Origin of the sequence: Hyphomicrobium sp., assembly GCF_003987855.1 — a bacterium.
Classification (GTDB): Bacteria; Pseudomonadota; Alphaproteobacteria; order Rhizobiales; family Hyphomicrobiaceae; genus Hyphomicrobium_B.
Window position 1 is genome coordinate 137,114 of the sequence record NZ_RXIZ01000013.1, and the last position, 19,204, is coordinate 156,317.

Below are 19,204 nucleotides of genomic sequence, written 5' to 3' on the forward strand. Positions count from 1 at the left end.
CGACCCACCTTGCCTCAGATTAATTTAAGCCTTCGACGCGGATGGCTCGGCCGTGATCTTGAATGACGTGAGTTCATCGGGCGTGAAAACGTGCAGTCGCTCCTTAGGCGTCTGCATCGCTTTGATCCAAGCTCCAGGATCAATCCCCATGCTTACGAGATATTCCTCACACTGCGCGGAAATCTGCTGAGCGGCGGAGATGCCATCGTGCCAGGTCTCTGTTCCCTGCGGGACGGCGTAGATTTGGTGCACGCCGAGAAGCGCCTGCTTTCCCGCGCGCCTAGTGACGCCTCCTGCGAACGCGAGGGGGCAGGACGAAGCGCAATACCCCTTGCCGGCGACTTCTGTGTTCAGCCCCCGTTTTCGAATACTTTTGCCGATGCTGATCGCGTCGGACACGGAGCCGCCGGGCGACAAGAAAAAAATCGTCTTGGCCTCGGCGCCGTTCTGCTCGAGGAACTTCTCGAAATCACCAGCGGTGCCCGGCTCAATGCGTCCGATGGCGGATATGCTGGCATTGTCTCCTTTGTAAAATGCCATGCGCTCAGCGACCATCTCTGGCGTCGGACGGGCCGGAACTCCGGGCATCATCGGGCTCTCTGATCCCGGCAGCACGGGCAGCGCTTTCGGGAAGTACGGCCGCTCCTGATCGGTGCGCGTCGGCGGCTGGAACACAATGCGCATCGTCTGCTCGGAATTTTGTTCGAGCGCCTTATCGACGAGGCTTCTTAAATCCAGGGCGAGGATGGCGCCACTCGCTACAAGCAGAAGAAAAAAGATCGAGCGGATGAGAGCGCCTTCGAGCGCTCCTTCTTCCCGCCACGATGCGCGCTTCTCCGCCATTTACCTACCGCTGGTAGCCAACAGCGGGTGTTATGGGCGCAACGTTTGTCGGGGGTTTGGCTGTCTCGGGTGGCGCGGGCGGTGCTGGCTCTGAGTTTCGTTGTTCATTCGGGACCTCACGCGCGGGCTGGAAGGCGTGCGTCTCGCGAGCTTGCATGTTGTTGTAGATTTTGAGCGCACGCATGATCTCACCAGCGGTCATGGCGTCCTCATCGCGCTCTTCTCCCTCTTCGCGGCGGATGGCGGCGAAAACAATCGAATGGATGAAGATGAGCACGGCGGGCATGAGGTCGAGCGAAATGGCGCCCGCCCAACTTGGAAGAAAATCCGGTGCATACCGAATGACGGCTTCCGCCGTCGACAGCGGCACAAAACGAACAGGCTTCACCTCCGGGCGGGCGAGAATGTCGTCGGCTGCCGTGGAAAGCGCTTGAGATTGCGATTTGATCGCCTGCTCGACCTTCGTCACGACTTGGTTTTGTCTGTCGACGAGATCGGCGGAACGGCCATCTGCGGCGGGTGCGATGAAGCTTTTCGACAAGTCGTCGGCGGTGCGCTTTACGGCCGGAGCGATTGAGGTTTGCTGCAGGTCGGCAATGAGGCCTGTCAGCGTCACGGTTTGCGCCGCGAATTCGTTGATCCGGTCTTCGACCGGTCCGGTACCGGATGTCAGCTGACGCATTTTCTCCAGCGTTTTCCCGCCAGATTCGAAAAGCGTCTTGATGCGCTCGCGGGACGCATCGATCTCGGTCGCCAGCGCATTCAGTTGGGACGACATCTGTGCGGTGAGTTGGACGACGGTCCCGCTTCCGGATGTGCCTGTCAGGGCTCCCGACTGACGCTCCTGATCGGACAGCAGTGAAAACCGCTGAGAGGCGAGCTGAATGTCGGGTAGTAGACCTTGGGCGGCAAGAGCGTTGCCGTGCGCTTGATCCAAGCGCTGCTGGTATTCGTCAGTCGCAATTGCCATGTGCTGCTGCAGGGCGGCCGAGCCGGCAAGCGCGGCAGCGTTCAGCCACGCCGACATCGCGAGGATCATGATGCCGCCGACGCACATGGCCAGATACATGAGGCGTCGAGAGGATGGCTGACGAATGTGCGGCAGGAACCGCATCAGATACGTCCAGAAGGCAAAGATGCCGACGGAAACTGCGGCCGAATACACGATGGCGGCGAAGAAAACCGCGATGGGAGAGCCCTCAAGAAGGCTGCGGACGCCGATGTAGGTGTAAATACCGCTGGCAAGGGCGAGCGTCGCGAGCGTAAATTTCGTCATCACTTCGAGACGAGCAATTCCGCCCCTAAGGACTTGGGACATCTAACGATCCTTGACGTTTGATGATGGCAGCCTGCGATAATGTAGGATGCACGTGCCGGTTTTAAAGCGAGCTGAGCTTTAAACCGGAAATTATGGGCGATTTCGCGGAAGACGGATCTCAGCCGTGTTGCTTTGCGTTCGCCGCCAACAATCATCAGCCGAGGATGCGCGCGTGGCCGAGCCTATCGTAATCACCATCCCACACCGCCTGTCCAAGGACGAAGCCATCCGCCGATTGAAGAATGGATTGGGCTCCGCAAACCTGCCCTTCTTGACGATCGAACGGGAGGAGTGGACGGGCGATCTTCTCGAATTCAGTCTTAAGGCAATGGGTCAGCAAGCGACCGGAACTGCACTGGTGCAAGACAGCGCCGTCCAACTCACGCTTGTGCTTCCCTGGTTACTGCACAGGTTCGCTGAGCTAGCCAGTGGAGCCTTGACCAAACGGACGAAGCTACTCCTGGAAAAGAAGTGAAGAGCCCGCCCGGCCGAGTTAACCGGGTACGCCCTTGGGCACCCACTCGCCGCCTTCCTTGACATAGGACCGCTTCACGGCCGCCCAGGCTATCCGGAAAGAGGCTTCCTCATCACCGCCGTATTCGTCGTAGGCTGAGTTAAATGCTGCCCGAAAAATGTCCTGGGCGTGTTCAGGCAAGTTCTCGCGAACGGAAGCGGGAAGATCATCGTTTGCTGCGTAGGGCACCGCGGACCTCTGATCGGCTTGAATGGCGAGAAGTCCAATTACTATGTGTCCGATAAAATAGCGGAGCAACTCTATAAATACAGACGCGCGATCGCCCCGGGAGGTTTCGCTTCCGGGGCGTTTTAGCGCCGATGGGTTGGCCTAGGAGCAAGCCATCAGTGTGCGGGAGACGTTTCAGCACGGCCTGAAGTTCCCAGCACGTAAAGACAAATTCAAAATTGTTCGCTGATCTCCAACGTGGAGCTGAAGGAGAGTCATACGCGGCTCTATTATGCATTTGCCTGGAACTACAAGGCTTTCCCCTCGTTTACAGGAGCTAGCATCATTGGTTCGGGGAAATGCAGAAAAAAGCGGCAGACGAGTGCGCGGTCACGATAGACGAAGCGACTGCCAGTCGGCGCATTGTCATCTCCCACATCGAACCGCAAGTTGACGACGGTCGCTACGCGGCCAAGTTCTGTGTCGGCGACACGCTGGCGGTGAGCGCGAACGTTTTTTCAGATGGGCATGTGGAGCTCTCCGTTGACCTGGAAATCAGGCCCCCTCGCGGAGCTCCGACGGTCAAGATCCCGATGCGGCTTCTTGGGAATGATCGGTGGGCTGCCGACTACCCGCTGACCGCGCGCGGAACATATTCGTTCGAGATCGTCGCCTGGCGCGACGATTTCGCGACGTGGCTTTCAGATGCGCGCAAACGCATGGCCGCGCGACAGCCCATGGAACTGGAGTTCGATCATGTCCGCGGACTGATCGACTCGGCGATCGAGAATGCTTCCGGTTCGCTCGTCGAGGACGAGTTTCGCGAGCTCGCAGCACGGTTCGCCGAGTGCAGCACGACTGAAGAGCGGATGGCGCTTCTCAACTCGACTGAGACCCAACGACTGTTTCGGACAGGGGGACCTCGTGCACACGAGGCGGCGAGCGAGCACGCTCTGCCGCTCATCGTCGAACGTAGGCGCGCGGGCTTTGGAGCGTGGTACGAACTCATGCCGCGTTCGCTTTCCAGAGTTGATGGACAGCATGGGACATTCGATGACGTTATCGCGCACCTGCCCTATGTGCGCGACATGGGCTTTGACGTGCTGTACTTCCCGCCCATCCACCCGATCGGCAAGACCCACCGCAAAGGACGGAACAACAGCCTCGTCGCTGAAAAGGGCGATCCCGGGAGCCCGTATGCGATCGGATCACAAGATGGCGGTCACGACGCCATTCATCCCGAGCTCGGCGATTTCGCCGACTTCAAGCGTCTCGTGACTGCGGCGCGCGAGGCCGGGCTTGAGATCGCGCTGGATTTTGCGATCCAGTGTTCGCCTGATCACCCGTGGATCAAGGCGCATCCGGAGTGGTTCAAGTGGCGATCGGATGGTTCGATCCGGTTCGCTGAGAATCCTCCGAAGAAATATGAGGATATCGTCAACGTCGAATTTTACGGCGCAGCGTTCCCAGGAGTGTGGCTGGCGCTGCGTGACGTCGTCCTTTTCTGGATCGAGCAAGGCGTAAAGATCTTTCGCGTCGACAACCCGCATACGAAGCCGTTTCCATTCTGGCAATGGCTGATCAGCGAGGTGCATGCGCACGATCCTGACGTGATTTTCTTGAGCGAAGCGTTCACCCGCCCAAACATCATGCAGCACTTGGCGAAGATCGGCTTCACGCAGTCCTATTCGTACTTCACGTGGCGCAATACCAAGGAAGAGCTCACGACGTACCTTACCGAGCTGACCACCGGCCCCTCGGCGGCGTTCATGCGGCCGAACTTCTTCGTCAACACACCGGATATCAATCCCTACTACTTGCAGACGGGTGGGCGCGCGGCGTTTCAGGTTCGCCTCATCCTCGCTGCATCTCTTGGAACGAACTACGGGATCTATAGCGGGTTCGAGCTTGCTGAAGCCGAGGCGCTTCCGGGCAGGGAAGAGTATTCGGACAGCGAGAAGTATCAATTAAAGAAACGCGATTGGGACCGGCCAGGTCACATCCGTGATGACATCACGCGGATCAATAATCTGCGTAAGTCCTCCGCTGCTCTGCACGAGTTCAAGAACGTCACGTTCTACAACGCGTGGAATGACAACATCCTCTATTATGGAAAGACGACCGCCGATCTGCGCGATTTCCTTCTCTTTGCGGTGAACCTCGATCCGAAGACGCCGCAGGGCGCGCACTTCGAAGTTCCCTTGTGGGAATTTGGTCTTAGCGATGATGCGTCGATCGAGGTGGACGACGTCGTCAGCGGGCAGCGCTTCACGTGGACGGGTAAGATCCAGCACGTCTATTTGGATCCGGCTCTCCAGCCCTATGCGATTTGGCGCCTTCATGCTCCGGGAGGCCGCCCGTGAGCGAATTGCAAACAGTCCGCGAGACTTTAAGCATCGAGGATGCATTGGCCCGGTTCGATCACGCCGCGCCGAAAGTGGATCGCGAGATTCGCGACTGGTATAAAGACGCGGTTATCTATCAGCTGCATATCAAGGCGTTTCGCGATTCAAACGGCGATGGCATTGGCGACTTTGGCGGCTTGATCGAGCACCTGGATTACGTGCAGCAGTTGGGTGCCACCGCGATCTGGCTGTTGCCGTTCTACCCTTCGCCCTTACGCGACGACGGCTACGACATTTCCGATTACACCGACGTCAATCCATCGTACGGCACGCTCGATGACTTCAAGCGCTTCGTGGATGAGGCGCACGCGCGTGGCATTCGAGTGATCACTGAACTCGTCATCAATCACACCTCCGACGCCCACGCCTGGTTTCAACGGGCGCGCCGTGCTCCGCCTGGATCTCCCGAACGCGACTTCTACGTCTGGAGCGACACCGAAGATCGCTACAACGGCACGCGCATCATCTTCGTCGACACCGAGTCGTCGAATTGGACGTGGGATCCGGTTGCAAAAGCGTATTTCTGGCACCGTTTTTATTCGCATCAGCCGGATCTCAACTTCGACAACCCACTTGTGTTCGACGAGGTTGTCAAAGCTATGCGGTTCTGGCTCGATCTCGGCGTTGACGGTTTGAGGCTCGACGCGGTCCCCTATCTCTGTGAGCGCGAGGGTACCAACAACGAGAATCTGCCTGAGACTCATGCGGTCTTGCGCAAAATTCGCGCTGAGATCGATGCGCGGTATCCCGACCGAATGTTACTCGCGGAAGCCAACCAGTGGCCCGAGGACACGCGCGCGTACTTCGGCGACGGCGACGAATGTCACATGGCATTTCACTTCCCGCTCATGCCGCGGATCTACATGTCGCTCGCGCAGGAGGATCGGCATCCGATTACTGACATCCTGCGACAGACCCCAGAAGTGCCGGAAGGTTGCCAGTGGGCGCTGTTCCTGCGCAACCATGATGAATTGACACTTGAAATGGTGACGGCGGAAGAACGCGACTATCTCTGGAAAACCTACGCCGTTGACCCCCGCGCCCGTATCAATCTCGGCATCCGGCGAAGGCTCGCCGGGCTGATGGATAATGACCGGCGCAAAATCGAACTTATGAATATTCTACTGCTCTCGATGCCTGGAACACCCGTGCTCTATTACGGCGACGAGATCGGGATGGGGGATAATTTTTATCTCGGCGATCGCGATGGCGTGCGGACCCCGATGCAATGGTCGGTCGATCGAAATGCCGGGTTCTCGCGTTGCGAGCCGCAGCGGCTCTACCTGCCGGTGCTGATGGATCCCATTTACGGCTACCAGGCGGTAAACGTCGAAAGTCAGCAGTCGGATCTTTCCTCGCTTCTCAACTGGACTCGGCGAATGGTTGGCGTCCGAAAGGCGCACCGGTCGTTTGGGCGCGGCAAGCTGACATTCCTTTATCCGCGCAATCGGCGTGTCATCGCCTTCCTTCGGGAGTTCGAAAACGAACGCATCCTGTGCGTCGCTAATCTCAGCCGGTCAGCGCAGGCGGCGGAGATCGACCTGCAAAGTTATCGTGGCGCGGTCCCGATTGAATTGACGGACGGATCAACTTTTCCGCCGGTTGGCAGTTCACCCTACATGCTGACGCTGCCGGCGTACGGCTACTTCTGGTTTCTTCTCGCCGAAGCTGCAGAGCTTCCAGCATGGACGATCCCTGCGCCGGAGCCGCTGCCGCAGTTGGAGACCCTGGTGATGAGTAACGGCTGGCCGAGCATTCTCTCCGGCCGAGAAGGAGCGTTTTTTGCAAACGATGTCATTAAGCGGTTTCTCCCGCGGCAACGTTGGTTTTCAGCAAAGAACGAGATCGTCGACGACGTGAGTATCGCATCTCTCGCGGATCTTGGTCAGGCCGGCGAACATCGCGCGGCCGTCGTCAAGGTGCGCTTCCGGGGCGGTAACGAACAGCAGTATCTGATGCCGCTTTCGTTGTTGCCGGGCCGCAGCGCGACGGCTCCAGACGAACCTATGCGACCGTACGCTCTCGGCATGGTGCGTCGTGGCGCGCAGATGGCACTTCTTGCAGATGCCGTCCACAATCCGGATTTCGCGCAACTCGTCGTCGATAACCTCAGACAATCCAGCGAGGTTGAGGGAGAAGGTGGCGGGCTCGTCTTCCGGGGGGCTCCGGCTCTCGCAGAGTGTCCGCCCAAGGAAGACACGATAAAGTTTGTCGGCGCCGAGCAGAGCAATGTTTCGGTCATCGTCGGCGACGTTGTCATTCTGAAATACTATCGGAAATTCGATCCTGGCGTTCAACCGGACGCCGAGGTCTCCGAATATCTCGCTGCGCAGGGCTTTTCACATACGCCGAAGTTTCTCGGCAAGGTCGATTGGAGGAGCAGCCACGACGAGACCTTCACGATCGCGGCCGCCTTCGAGTATGTGAGCAATCAGGGCGACGCTTGGTCCAGCGTCACGGAAGGGCTTACGCGCATCATCGAAGACTACGCGGTGAGCACGGTAGATGTGCAGACGCCGCAGCTTGCCTTCCCAGTTGGGATCGGAGCGCTTCTCGGCGAGCGCACAGCGCAGATGCACGCGGCATTCGCGTCACCGACGGCTGATGAGGCATTCAGGGGCGAGCCGGTCACTTCTGAGGATATCGCGCAATGGGTCGAGGAGGTCCGAGGTGAAGCGCATGCGACTTTCGACGCGCTGCGCAACGCTTCGTCAGACCTTGCGATTGGCGGGATCAAGGATTGCGTTGACCTCATTCTTTCGCGGGAATCTTCAGTGGGCAATCTGCTCGACCGCTGCGCGACGATCACGCCGTCTGGACTCAAAACCCGCATCCACGGCGATTACCACCTTGGTCAGATCCTGGTTGTGCAAGACGATCTGATGATCATCGACTTCGAAGGTGAACCCCAACGGCCGCTGGCGGAGCGGCGGCGCAAGGCAACGCCGCTCGTGGACCTCGCTGGGATGCTGAGATCGCTCGATTATGCCGCATGGGCGGCTGTCGATCGCATTCACGAAAAGGGCCTCATTCCGCCGGAGAGAGCGCGGGAACTCGCATTTTCATGGCGTGATCGGGCGGTTGCTGATTGCCACAGCGCTTATGCTGCGCGTGCCAAAGACATGCCGAGCTATCCGCAGGATGCGGAAACAGCTGATGCGTTGCTGCAACTCTATCTGCTGCGCAAGGCTTTCTACGAAATGCAGTACGAGCTTGCGAGCCGGCCAACTTGGCTATCGATCCCTGTCAGAGGCGTGATCGACATGCTTGCACGAATGGCAGGTGAGAAATGAGCAGCTCAGTGAAGAGAAGAAGCGTCGCCAACGATGCGTTCGAGCTGATCGTCAACGGTCGGCACGGAGATCCGTTTTCAATCCTGGGGCCGCACCGGGAGGGGAATGGGGAAATTGTCGTCCGCGTTTTTCACCCTGATGCCGCGCGGGCAGAACTCATCACGCGTACTGACGGCTCGGTCATCGCGGCTATGGAGCCCATCGATTCGAGGGGGCTTTTTTCAGCGACAGTGGCATCGGGTTTGGACGAAGGTTACCGTGTGCGCTTCGCCAACGATAAAGCGACATGGGAGGCTGAAGATCCCTATCGCTTTCCATCGTTTTTCGGCGAGCTTGATCTTTACCTGCTTGCCGAAGGCCGGCATCGGCGCGCCTATGAGAAGCTTGGCGCGCACGTATGCGATCATCTCGGCGTTCGCGGTACGCATTTCGCTGTTTGGGCGCCAAATGCCGCGCGTGTAAGCGTCATCGGTGAGTTCAACTACTGGGATGGGCGGCGTCACCCGATGCGGCGGCATCCTGGAGCGGGCATCCACGAGATCTTTCTTCCCGACATCGTCGAGGGCGCTCTCTACAAGTATGAACTTATCGACGCTCGGGGAAACCTGCTTCCGGCAAAAGCCGATCCTTATGGGCAGGCGCACGAGGCGCCGCCGCACACCGCATCCCGGGTTGCTAATCCAAACCGGCTCAACTGGAACGACGCAGAATGGTTCGACTGGCGTCGAGGTCGGAACGCGCGAACCGCCCCGATTTCGATCTACGAGGTGCATCTGGGATCGTGGCGGCGAGGGCCAGACAACACGTTTCTCAGTTACGATCGGATTGCTGACGAGCTCATTCCGTACGTTCGCGATCTCGGCTTTACGCACGTGGAGCTGTTACCGATCTCGGAATATCCATTCGGCGGTTCCTGGGGCTACCAACCAATCGGACTCTTTGCGCCGACGGCGAGGTTCGGGAGTCCGGGAGATTTTGAGAAGTTCGTCAACCGCTTTCACGAAGCCGGGATCGGCGTGATCCTCGATTGGGTGCCCGCACACTTTCCCTCGGATGCTCATGGGCTGGTTCGCTTCGACGGCACGGCGCTCTATGAGCACGAGGACCCCCGCAAAGGGTTCCACAAAGATTGGAATACGTTGATCTACAATTATGGCCGACGTGAAGTTGCAAACTTCCTGGAATCTAACGCCGCCTTCTGGCTCGATCGCTATCATGTCGACGGCCTGCGCGTCGACGCGGTCGCATCCATGCTCTACCTCGACTACAGCCGGAATCCCGGTGAATGGGTCCCGAACGTTCACAATGGCCGCGAAAATCTCGAGGCGGTCTCATTCCTTCAAGAGATGAACAAGGGGGTCCGCGATAGCTTCCCCGGAGCGATGACGATCGCCGAGGAATCGACTGCGTGGCCGCGTGTTTCGCGGCCCGTCGAAGATGGCGGTCTCGGCTTTAGCTACAAGTGGAACATGGGATGGATGCATGACACGCTGCAGTATATCTCGCTCGATCCCATTCATCGCCAGTACCACCACAACGAGCTGACGTTTGGTCTGATTTATGCTTGGGATGAAAACTTCATCCTGCCGATCAGTCACGATGAAGTCGTGCATGGCAAGAAATCGTTGCTCGGCCGGATGCCCGGGGACCGATGGCAGCGGTTCGCGAACCTTCGCGCCTATCTCTCCTTCATGTGGACGCACCCCGGTAAAAAATTGCTCTTCATGGGTTGCGAGTTTGCACAGGAGCGGGAGTGGTCACACGATCGATCGCTCGATTGGCACCTCGTGGCCGACGAGGCCCACCGAGGCATCCAATCGCTAGTTCGGGATCTCAATACGCTTTATCGCGAATATCCCTCGCTTCACGCGAGGGACTGCGAGTCCTCGGGCTTCCAGTGGATCGATGGCGGAAACGCGCGCGACAGCGTTCTCGCCTTCCTTCGCCTTGGTTATGAGCATGACCGTCCGGCGCTTGTCGTCTGCAATTTCACGCCAGTCGTGAGGCACGATTACATGATCGGCGTTCCCCATGCCGGTCGCTGGTTCGAGCGCTTTAATTCGGATGCTGCACAATATGGGGGCTCCGACGTCGGCAACGGCGGTGCGCTTCATACAGAGCGGCAATCCCATCATGGTCATCCCCAAGCGCTGCGGCTGACGCTGCCGCCGCTGGGAGTTCTCGTCTTCATTCTCGATCAAGCAGAGGGGCAGCACGCTTGAGCCGATCACGATACCGCGTTCAGGCGGGATCTCCCGCAGTTCTCGGCGCAAACGCCGATTCCCGTGGCGTGAACTTCGCGCTTTATTCTGCGAATGCATCGCGTGTTGAGCTTTGCCTTTTTGGTCCCGATGGCCAGCAGGAAACGGCACGCATTGCGTTGCCGGAATTCACTGATGAAGTTTGGCATGGCTACATTCCAGGCTTAAAGCCAGGACAGCTGTACGGTTATCGCGTCCATGGCGCATACAGTCCTGAGGAAGGACATCGTTTCAATCCGCACAAGCTTCTTGTCGATCCCTATGCGCGCGAACTCAGAGGCGACGTGCAATGGAACGATGCGCACTTCGGCTACGTCGTCGGCGGTGACGATATCGTCATGGACGAGCGAGATAGTGCCGACTTCACGCCGAAATGCGTGGTTGGGCCTAAGCCTCGGGTCAGATGGACGCCGAGGCTGCCGTTCTCGAAGCGCTTCAAGCCCAAAACTTGGGATCAGACGGTCATCTACGAAGCTCACGTAAAGGGCTTCACCAAGCTCAATGCTGAAATTCCGGAAAATCTGCGCGGTACCTTCGCGGGGCTCGGACATCCGAAAGCCGTCGATTATCTTGTGAAGCTTGGGATCACTGCGGTCGAGCTGCTGCCGGTCCAGTGCTTCTTCGACGATCGATATCTCGTCGAAAAGCAATTGAAGAACTATTGGGGTTACAGCACGCTTTGCTATTTCGCGCCGGCCTCACATTACCTGAGCAGCGGCGACCCCGACGAAATCAGGGTGGCGGTCGATGCGCTTCACGCGGCGGGTATCGAGGTCATCCTCGATGTGGTTTACAACCACACATGTGAAGGCAATCACCTCGGCCCCACGATCTCCTTCCGCGGGATCGACAACGCATCTTACTACAAGCTCGCGGATGAGCCGCGCTTTTATTACGACACCACCGGATGCGGTAACACGCTCAACGTCGGGAATCCGCGTGTTTTAGAACTCGTCACCAGCAGCCTTCGCCACTGGGTCGAGAATTACGGTATCGATGGCTTCCGGTTCGACTTGGCGACATCGCTGGCGCGCGACGGGCGTTCATTCAGTCCCGATAGTTCATTTCTATCGGCGGTTCGCCAAGATCCTTTGCTGTCGAACGTGAAACTCATCGCTGAGTCCTGGGACTTGGGAGAAGATTCGTATCAGGTCGGAAATTTCCCGCCCGGCTGGGCAGAATGGAATGGCCGATATCGAGACGACGTGCGCTCGTTTTGGTTGGGCACGGATGGGATGGCCGCGGCGGTATCAGGTGCGCTTCTCGGGTCTGCGGACCTGTTCGACAGACGCGGGCGCAAACCGTGGGCGAGCATCAATTTCCTGACAGCGCATGACGGCTTCACCCTCGCTGACCTCTATGCCTACAACGAGAAGCACAACGAGGCGAACAAGGAGGACAACAACGACGGTCATAACGATAACCGCAGCTGGAATTGCGGTCATGAGGGCCCGACAGACGACGAAAATATTCTCGCACTCCGGGATAGGCTGCGTCGCGCAGCCATGGCGACGCTATTGTTCTCCCAAGGCACGCCCATGATCCTGATGGGAGACGAGTGTGGCCGAAGCCAAGGCGGCAACAACAACGCCTATTGCCAGGATAACGAGACGACATGGCTAAGATGGACCGAGCGCAATCCGCACGATGAGGCGTTCCTGGAATTCACGAAGCGCTTGATAGCGCTGAGAGCGGACACGTCGCTCCTTCATCGCGACCATTTCCTTCACGGCTCGTCCGTGGGCAAGCAGATGAAGGACGTCATCTGGATCCGCGCAGACGGCAAGACGATGGAGCCGGAAGACTGGACGAATGATCTCGTTCGCAGCTTCGGACTAATGCTTTGTGATCGTAGTGGAGACGCGCTTCTGCTGCTCTTCAATGCGCATACCGAAGGCGTTTCGTACGAGCTGCCGAAGCTTGCGAAGAACGAGCATTGGAACATCGTCATTTACACCGATGTCGGGACGGAAGGTCCAGGAGAGGGCGCCGAACTAGACAAGGCTTTCATCATTGCGGGACGGTCTCTCTGTCTCATGAAGGGCCGGTGGAAATGACGTCCTACGCGTTTCGTACGTCATGGGGAGCGAACGTCGAGCAGGCAGGGGCGCAGTTCAGAATTTGGGCGCCAGGAGTAAATGCGATCGATCTCGTTGCGGCGGATAGCCTGAAGCGAGAGGCGATGCAGGCAATCGGCGGTGGTTGGTTCGCGTTGACGACGTCGCTCATTCCGTTAGGAGGCGGTTATAGTTTTCGACTACCAAATGGCCAACTCGTTCCCGATCCCGCTGCCCGAGCTCAGGTCGGTGACGTGCATGGGCCATCGAAATTGGTCGATGCAAAATCGTACGATTGGAAGACAGCGGATTGGCCTGGGCGGCCTTGGGAAAGCGCTGTCATCTACGAGCTGCATACGGGCACTTTCACAGCCGAGGGTACATTCGATGGCATTGCCAAGCGCCTCGACTATCTAGTGTCGCTCGGAGTTACAGCGTTTGAGATCATGCCGGTGGCGCAATTCGGGGGGACCAGAGGATGGGGTTACGATGGCGTTCTGCATTATGCGCCGCATTCGAACTACGGATCACCTGAGAGCCTCAAGGCTCTTGTCGACGCAGCTCATGCTCGCGGCCTGATGGTCCTGCTCGACGTGGTCTACAATCACTTCGGCCCTGACGGCAATTACCTTGGATCCTATGCGCCGCAATTCTTCCATCCTGAACTGCACACGCCGTGGGGAGCGGGCATCGCCTACGACAATCCTGCTGTTCGCCAGTTCTTTATCGACAACGCCCTTTACTGGCTCAAGGAGTACCGATTCGACGGACTTCGATTGGACGCAGTCGATCAGATAAGAGACCCGTCCGCGGTCCATTTGCTGAATGATATCGCGCGGGCCGTGCGAGAACGGATTACCGATCGTCGAGTTCACCTGACGACAGAAGACGATCGGAACATCGTGAGCTTGCATGGTCGAGACGCGTCGGGGATTCCGGAGCTTTTCACGGCCGAGTGGAACGATGATTTCCACCATGTCGTGCATGCGATGGCGACGGGCGAAAGCGATGGCTATTACGCCGACTATCACTCGGACTGCGCGCGTCATCTGTGCCGAACCTTGACCGAGGGCTACGTGTATCAGGGTGAACCCTCGCCTTTTCGCGAGGGAGAAACGCGCGGAGAGCCTTCAAGCGGCTTGCCGCCTGCCGCGTTCGTCAACTTCCTTCAGAACCACGATCAGATCGGCAATCGGGCGTTTGGCGAACGCCTTTCGACATTGATCGGCGCGGAAGAGCTAGAGGTGCTGACCGCGCTGCTGCTGCTATCTCCATTTACACCTCTGATTTTCATGGGTGACGAATGGGCCGAACGGCGCCCGTTCCTCTATTTCACCGATTTCGAGGGAGAGCTTGGTCGTGCGGTTCGAGAGGGTCGCCGCAACGAGTTTCGCAAATGGACAGCTTTCGGTGATCCAATCTTGCGCGAGAAGATCCCGGACCCAAACGATCCTGCGACGGCGCGCGCCAGCACAATCGACTGGTTGAACGCCAAACGGGACAATCCGCAGTTCGCGTTGGTGAAGAGTTTACTCAAGCTGCGCACGGAAAAGCTCGTTCCGCTCTTCAAGGATATCCGGCTTGCAGACGCGAGCGGTCGAGCGATCGGACCGAAGGCAATAAGCGTCGACTGGCGCACTTCTGGCGGCAGAACCTTGCGGCTTGATCTTAACCTCGGGGAGGAAGCGTGTGATGCGACTTCGGTGGCAGACGGTGCGGAAATCCTGTTTGTCTCAAGCGGTATCGCCGAGGCAAGCGTCGAAAATGGTTTGCTGCCGCCCAGAAGCCTTGTCTTGAGTTTGGTGCCCGGCTCTCATGAATGATCCGCTCTCAAGACTATCGGCGATATACGGGATCGAAGAATCCTATATCAGCGCCACGGGTGAGCATCGTGTTATCCCGGACGCCATCAAGATCAGTCTCTTGGAAGCCATGGGCGTCGATGCAGCGCACGACCTGGATCTCGATCACGGACAGCATCCCTCTAGCTCGGGTAGCCCGCAGCATGGTGGCGAGTGCTATGTTCCCGATTGGCTGCGAGAGGGTCGGATTTGGGGCGTCAGCACGCAGCTATACGCGATCTCCTCACGTCGAAATCAAGGGATCGGCGACTTCGTAGATCTTGCGAACTTGGCGGAGCTCGCGGCTGCGCGAGGCGCTGACTTCGTCGGCGTCAATCCGCTGCATGCATTGTTTTGGGACGATCCGAACCGTTGCAGCCCGTACTTCCCTTCAACGCGACAGTTCATCAATCCGCTTTATATCGCGATCGATGTGCTGCCACTCGGAGCCGAGATTCTCGCTCGCGAGGATCAATGCGTACAGTCGGTCCGCGAGAGCCGGACGGTCGACTACGGGACTGTGGCGAGGCTGAAGCATCGCGCTTTGCGTGAGATATTTTTCCGGTCCTCGGCACGCGATGATTTCGAATTTCGGAGTTTCTGTGAAGATCGCGGACAGCCTCTGGACAATTTCGCGCGATTTGAAACCCTGAGCGCGCTCATGGTGGAGCGAGGATTCCAATCCGGATGGCTCAAGTGGTCGCCCGAGTTTCAGGACGTTCACTCCTCCGCAGTTTTGGAATTGATGCGTGACCATCAAGACGACATTCTTTGGCACAAGTGGCTGCAGTGGACTGCGCACACGCAGTTAGCTGAGGCGCAGCGATGCGCGCTCGCGGCGGGGATGCGGGTTGGACTTTATCTCGATCTCGCTGTCGGCGTGGCGCCCGATGGTGCGGCGACTTGGGGCGACCCGGCACTGGTGACCGCGAAGGCGCGTATTGGATGTCCGCCGGATGAATTCAATGTGCTGGGTCAGGACTGGGGCCTGGCGCCGATCATCCCTTCGGCTTTGGAAGAGCGGGCGATGGGCCCGTTCGAAGAGGTGATCGCGGCCTCCGCCTGTTACGCCGGTGCCGTTCGGATCGATCACGCGATGGCATTAGAGCGTCTCTATTGGATACCGGAAGGCAGCGATGCTCGTGGGGGCGGATATGTCCGTTACCCTCGCGAAGAGATGCTGGACGTAGTCGCTCGTGTCTCCGAGAAATTCAACACGATCATCATCGGCGAAGACTTGGGCACGGTTCCCGCCGCGTTTCGAGATCGAATGTGGGAACGTCAGATTCATAGCTATCGCGTTTTCTATTTCGAGCGTGATGAGGCGGGTCACTATGTGAATCCAGAAAGCTATCCACAATTGGCGCTTGCGTGCATTGGCACGCATGATCTGCCGACGCTCGGCGGATGGTGGAGTGGAACGGATATCGAAACGCGCCGGAAACTCGGCTTGATCGCGGAGGGGTACATCGAAGCCGAGTTGGCCGCGCGACAGGGCCACCGCCGCCAACTTCTTGCCCTTCTAGCCCGTAACGGGTTCGCTCATGCAATTGACCACGCGTCCGCTACTGAACTTGCGGATGAGGTGGTCTGCGATCTGCATGCCTGCATTGCCAAGGTTCCCAGCCGCTTGTTCGTCGTGCAGCTTGAGGACATTGCCGGAGCACGGGATCAGATCAATCTTCCGGGAACGCACAAGGAATATCCGAATTGGCGGTCTAAGTTGCCAATGACGCTCGAAGAACTTTTCGATTCCCCCTTGGCGGCTCGAACGCTCGATGCCGTCGCGCGCGTGCGGCCGCGTCAGCCATGACGATCCCAATTGCGACCTACCGCTTGCAGCTGCGGAACGGATTCACGTTTGCCGATGCGACCAGGATCATTCCCTACCTTTCTCAGCTTGGCATCTCGCACATATACTTATCGCCGATATTCCGCTCGACGCCCCGTTCAACGCACGGCTATGACGCGTTGGATTTCAACGAGATCGAGCCATCTCTGGGCGGGCGTGCCGGTTTCGAAATGCTGGTGGCGGAATGCGACCGCTTCGGCCTGAAGGTGCTGGTCGACTTCGTTCCCAATCATATGGCGGCGCATCCCGATAATCCGTGGTGGCGCGATGTTCTCGAGTGGGGACCGCGGAGCCGATATGCGCAGCATTTCGATATCGATTGGTCGGCGCCAAAGTTGGTCATTCCTGTACTGGGCAAATCGTATTGGGACGTCCTCTCTGCAGGCGAACTCAAAATCGCGATAGATGGGGCACGCGGAGAGCTTGTCGCGAAATACTTCGATAATCAGTTTCCACTCAACCCGGAGGTCTATCCTGCTGTTTTTGCGTCCAGCTCAGACGCCGATCTCGCAAATTTTTCTGGAGCCGCTGCAGCATCGTCGCCGGAGACGTCCGCGCAGCTCAAAAGCGACTTCAAATCGCTCGTTGCCTCGAAGCGGGACGCAATCGATACGGTTCTTGGCCTATTAAACCAGCGGCGGCCCGAGCTTCATTCTATCCTGGAGCGTCAGGTATGGCGCCTCGCCTACTGGCGTACCGCTCGCGAAATGTTGACGTATCGTCGCTTCTTCGAAATTTCCGATCTCATTGGTGTTCGTGTCGAACTTCCCGAGGTATTTGCCGACGTGCACCGGTCTGTGCTCGACCTCGTCACGGCGGGTAAGATCGACGGGCTTCGTATCGATCATATCGACGGGCTGGCGGACCCGAAGGGCTATCTCGGACAGCTGCGGCGCGCGACGTCCGCCAAGCCGGAGATGTATCTTGTTGTCGAGAAAATCCTTGGCGAGGGGGAAGATGTTCGCACCGATTGGCCGGTGGATGGAACGACCGGCTACGAGTTCATTCGTGACTTGAGCGGACTTTTCGTTTCAGGCGATCTCGGCCGCTTGAGTGTGGGCTACCGCGACTTCACGTCCACCGCTCATGATTATGCGTCCGGGACTTTGGCGGTCAAACGACGGACGCTGTCGTTCAACCTCGCCGCCGAGTTGCGAAGCCTGGTTGCGATGGCCACGGCGGTCGCTGAGGCTGACTTGAGCACGCGTGACTTTGGCGCCGATGCTGTGCGCATGGCGCTTATCGAGTTTGCTGCGCACTTTACGACTTATCGCACGTATATCAGTCCGGGAGGCGTTTCGACCGTCGACTTAGACGTTCTTGAAGCCGTCGCTCATCGCGCCAAGGCCAGCCGAGAGATCGAAGATTCGGCTGCCATTGACTTCATTGTCTCGATTCTCACCGGCCGCGTGCCAGGATCGCAGAAGGAGCGGGCGGCAGCGTTCGTCACTAAATTTCAGCAGACCACTGGTCCACTGATGGCGAAGGCGGTGGAAGATACCGAATTCTACAGATTCAATCGGTTTATTGCCCTCAATGAGGTCGGCGGCGAGCCCGATGATGTTCAGGGCGGCATCGAAGCTTTTCACGAAGCAATGAAGCGCCGGCAGGCTCTCGCGCCTCGAGCGCTTAGCGCCACAGCGACCCATGATACCAAGCGCGGCGAGGACGCTCGTATTCGCCTTTATGGCATCAGTAAAGTGCAGGACGACTGGTGTTGCGCGGCCAATCGCTGGCGTGGCGTTCTAAGCGCAACTAACGTCATCACAAGCGACGAAGGACTCGATGACGAAGCGCAATGGCTCTTTTTCCAGGCTTTGGCGGGCGCTTGGCCAATGACCAGAGAGGATGGTGCTTCTGACGATTTTGTGGACCGCATTGAACAGTTCATGATCAAGGCGGCACGGGAGGCCAAGCTTCGCACGAGCTGGACGAATCCGAGTTCTTCCTATGAGGAGCGGGTGAGCACTTTCGTTCGCGCCGCGCTACAAGCGCCGAACCCCTTCCTCGACGATTTCATAAAGACGACCGCGCCGCTGGTACGTGCCGGTGCGGCTGCAAGTCTGGTTCAAACGGTCGTGAAGGTGTTCGCACCCGGTATCCCTGACATCTACCAGGGCACGGAGTTGTGGGACCTTTCGCTGGTTGATCCCGACAATCGCCGGCCGGTCGATTTCGACGCACGGGAACAGTTGAGCAATGCCGGCAGCGATGGCGAGGCGCATGGCGAGCAAGATTGGCGTGACGGCCGGGTCAAGTTGGACATGTTGCGGAAGAGTTTGGCTGTACGCCGCAGTATGGATCTGACATCTGCGGATTATGAGCCGCTATCTATCGAGTGCGGAGGCCAACGCGATTGCTTTGCATTCATGCGGCGTTCGAGGGAAAACATGGTCATTGTCGCCGGAGTAATTCCGAGCGCGACGATGTACAACGACAGCGAGGCTTTCGGCTTCATTGGCGCACCGTTCGGCGACGCCACCATAACGTTACCGCGCGATGTGGAACGGCAAAGCTTCGCTGAGTTTTTCTCGGGAAAGCATTTGGCCGTAGCCGACTGCCGGATCAGGATAGGCGAGGTCTTGCTATCTCGACCTATCGCTGTTCTTCTTCCTACCAGCTGAAACGTCCAAGCTCAGTCAGAGGGGATTT

Annotated in this window: 11 protein-coding genes; 8 read left to right on the forward strand and 3 right to left on the reverse strand. The window is 58.2% G+C overall.

Features of this window, described 5'->3' with window-relative positions:
• Positions 1 to 24: 24 nt before the first annotated feature.
• A complete protein-coding gene (locus EKK30_RS11835; protein WP_290985128.1) occupies positions 25 to 843 on the reverse strand; it encodes a hypothetical protein in 819 nt (272 codons plus the stop codon).
• A 4-nt stretch (positions 844 to 847) separates the two neighbouring features.
• The gene (locus tag EKK30_RS11840; protein WP_290985131.1) at positions 848 to 2,161 is read right to left on the reverse strand and encodes a hypothetical protein; all 1,314 of its coding nucleotides are present in this window, start codon (positions 2,159 to 2,161) and stop codon (positions 848 to 850) included.
• Positions 2,162 to 2,333: 172 nt separating this feature from the next.
• Between EKK30_RS11840 and EKK30_RS11845 the strand changes: the two genes are divergently transcribed.
• Entirely contained in the window at positions 2,334 to 2,636 is a 303-nt protein-coding gene (locus EKK30_RS11845; RefSeq protein ID WP_290985134.1) for a polyhydroxyalkanoic acid system family protein, read from the forward strand.
• Between the two features lie 18 nt (positions 2,637 to 2,654).
• Here the strand turns inward: EKK30_RS11845 and EKK30_RS11850 are convergent, their stop codons facing one another.
• On the reverse strand, positions 2,655 to 2,864 hold the full coding sequence (locus EKK30_RS11850) for a ChaB family protein (RefSeq protein WP_290985136.1): 210 nt from the start codon (positions 2,862 to 2,864) through the stop codon (positions 2,655 to 2,657).
• A 338-nt stretch (positions 2,865 to 3,202) separates the two neighbouring features.
• Here EKK30_RS11850 and EKK30_RS11855 point away from each other — a divergent pair, with 338 nt between their 5' ends.
• The 7 genes from EKK30_RS11855 (at position 3,203) to treY (ending at position 19,176) form a co-directional block, all read left to right on the forward strand.
• A complete protein-coding gene (locus tag EKK30_RS11855; protein ID WP_290985139.1) occupies positions 3,203 to 5,206 on the forward strand; it encodes an alpha-1,4-glucan--maltose-1-phosphate maltosyltransferase in 2,004 nt (667 codons plus the stop codon).
• Positions 5,207 to 5,280: 74 nt separating this feature from the next.
• Positions 5,281 to 8,541: a maltose alpha-D-glucosyltransferase gene (gene treS, locus EKK30_RS11860; protein WP_290985305.1), complete on the forward strand. Its 3,261-nt coding sequence runs from the start codon at positions 5,281 to 5,283 to the stop codon at positions 8,539 to 8,541.
• 8 nt (positions 8,542 to 8,549) lie between these two features.
• Positions 8,550 to 10,763 (forward strand): 1,4-alpha-glucan branching protein GlgB, encoded by a 2,214-nt coding sequence (glgB, locus tag EKK30_RS11865; RefSeq protein WP_366927334.1) that lies wholly within the window; start codon positions 8,550 to 8,552, stop codon positions 10,761 to 10,763.
• The gene (gene glgX, locus EKK30_RS11870; RefSeq protein ID WP_290985145.1) at positions 10,760 to 12,859 is read left to right on the forward strand and encodes a glycogen debranching protein GlgX; all 2,100 of its coding nucleotides are present in this window, start codon (positions 10,760 to 10,762) and stop codon (positions 12,857 to 12,859) included. Before glgB ends, glgX begins: the two co-directional genes overlap by 4 nt.
• Positions 12,856 to 14,682, forward strand: coding sequence for a malto-oligosyltrehalose trehalohydrolase (gene treZ, locus EKK30_RS11875; protein ID WP_290985148.1), 1,827 nt, complete (start codon positions 12,856 to 12,858; stop codon positions 14,680 to 14,682). Before glgX ends, treZ begins: the two co-directional genes overlap by 4 nt.
• Positions 14,675 to 16,513, forward strand: a complete 1,839-nt coding sequence (malQ, locus tag EKK30_RS11880) for a 4-alpha-glucanotransferase (RefSeq protein ID WP_290985151.1) — start codon at positions 14,675 to 14,677, stop codon at positions 16,511 to 16,513. The genes treZ and malQ overlap by 8 nt, the downstream gene beginning before the upstream one ends.
• Positions 16,510 to 19,176 carry a malto-oligosyltrehalose synthase gene (gene treY / locus EKK30_RS11885; protein WP_290985154.1) on the forward strand — a complete coding sequence of 889 codons (2,667 nt, stop codon included), beginning with the start codon at positions 16,510 to 16,512 and terminating at the stop codon, positions 19,174 to 19,176. The genes malQ and treY overlap by 4 nt, the downstream gene beginning before the upstream one ends.
• Positions 19,177 to 19,204: the final 28 nt, after the last annotated feature.

Coding starts and splice junctions, on each gene's coding strand:
- treZ (WP_290985148.1), top strand. CDS start 12,856: ATGACGTCCTACGCGTTTCGTACGTCATGGGGAGCGAACGTCGAGCAG.
- EKK30_RS11835 (WP_290985128.1), bottom strand. CDS start 843: ATGGCGGAGAAGCGCGCATCGTGGCGGGAAGAAGGAGCGCTCGAAGGC.
- EKK30_RS11840 (WP_290985131.1), bottom strand. CDS start 2,161: ATGTCCCAAGTCCTTAGGGGCGGAATTGCTCGTCTCGAAGTGATGACG.
- EKK30_RS11855 (WP_290985139.1), top strand. CDS start 3,203: ATGCAGAAAAAAGCGGCAGACGAGTGCGCGGTCACGATAGACGAAGCG.
- malQ (WP_290985151.1), top strand. CDS start 14,675: ATGAATGATCCGCTCTCAAGACTATCGGCGATATACGGGATCGAAGAA.
- treY (WP_290985154.1), top strand. CDS start 16,510: ATGACGATCCCAATTGCGACCTACCGCTTGCAGCTGCGGAACGGATTC.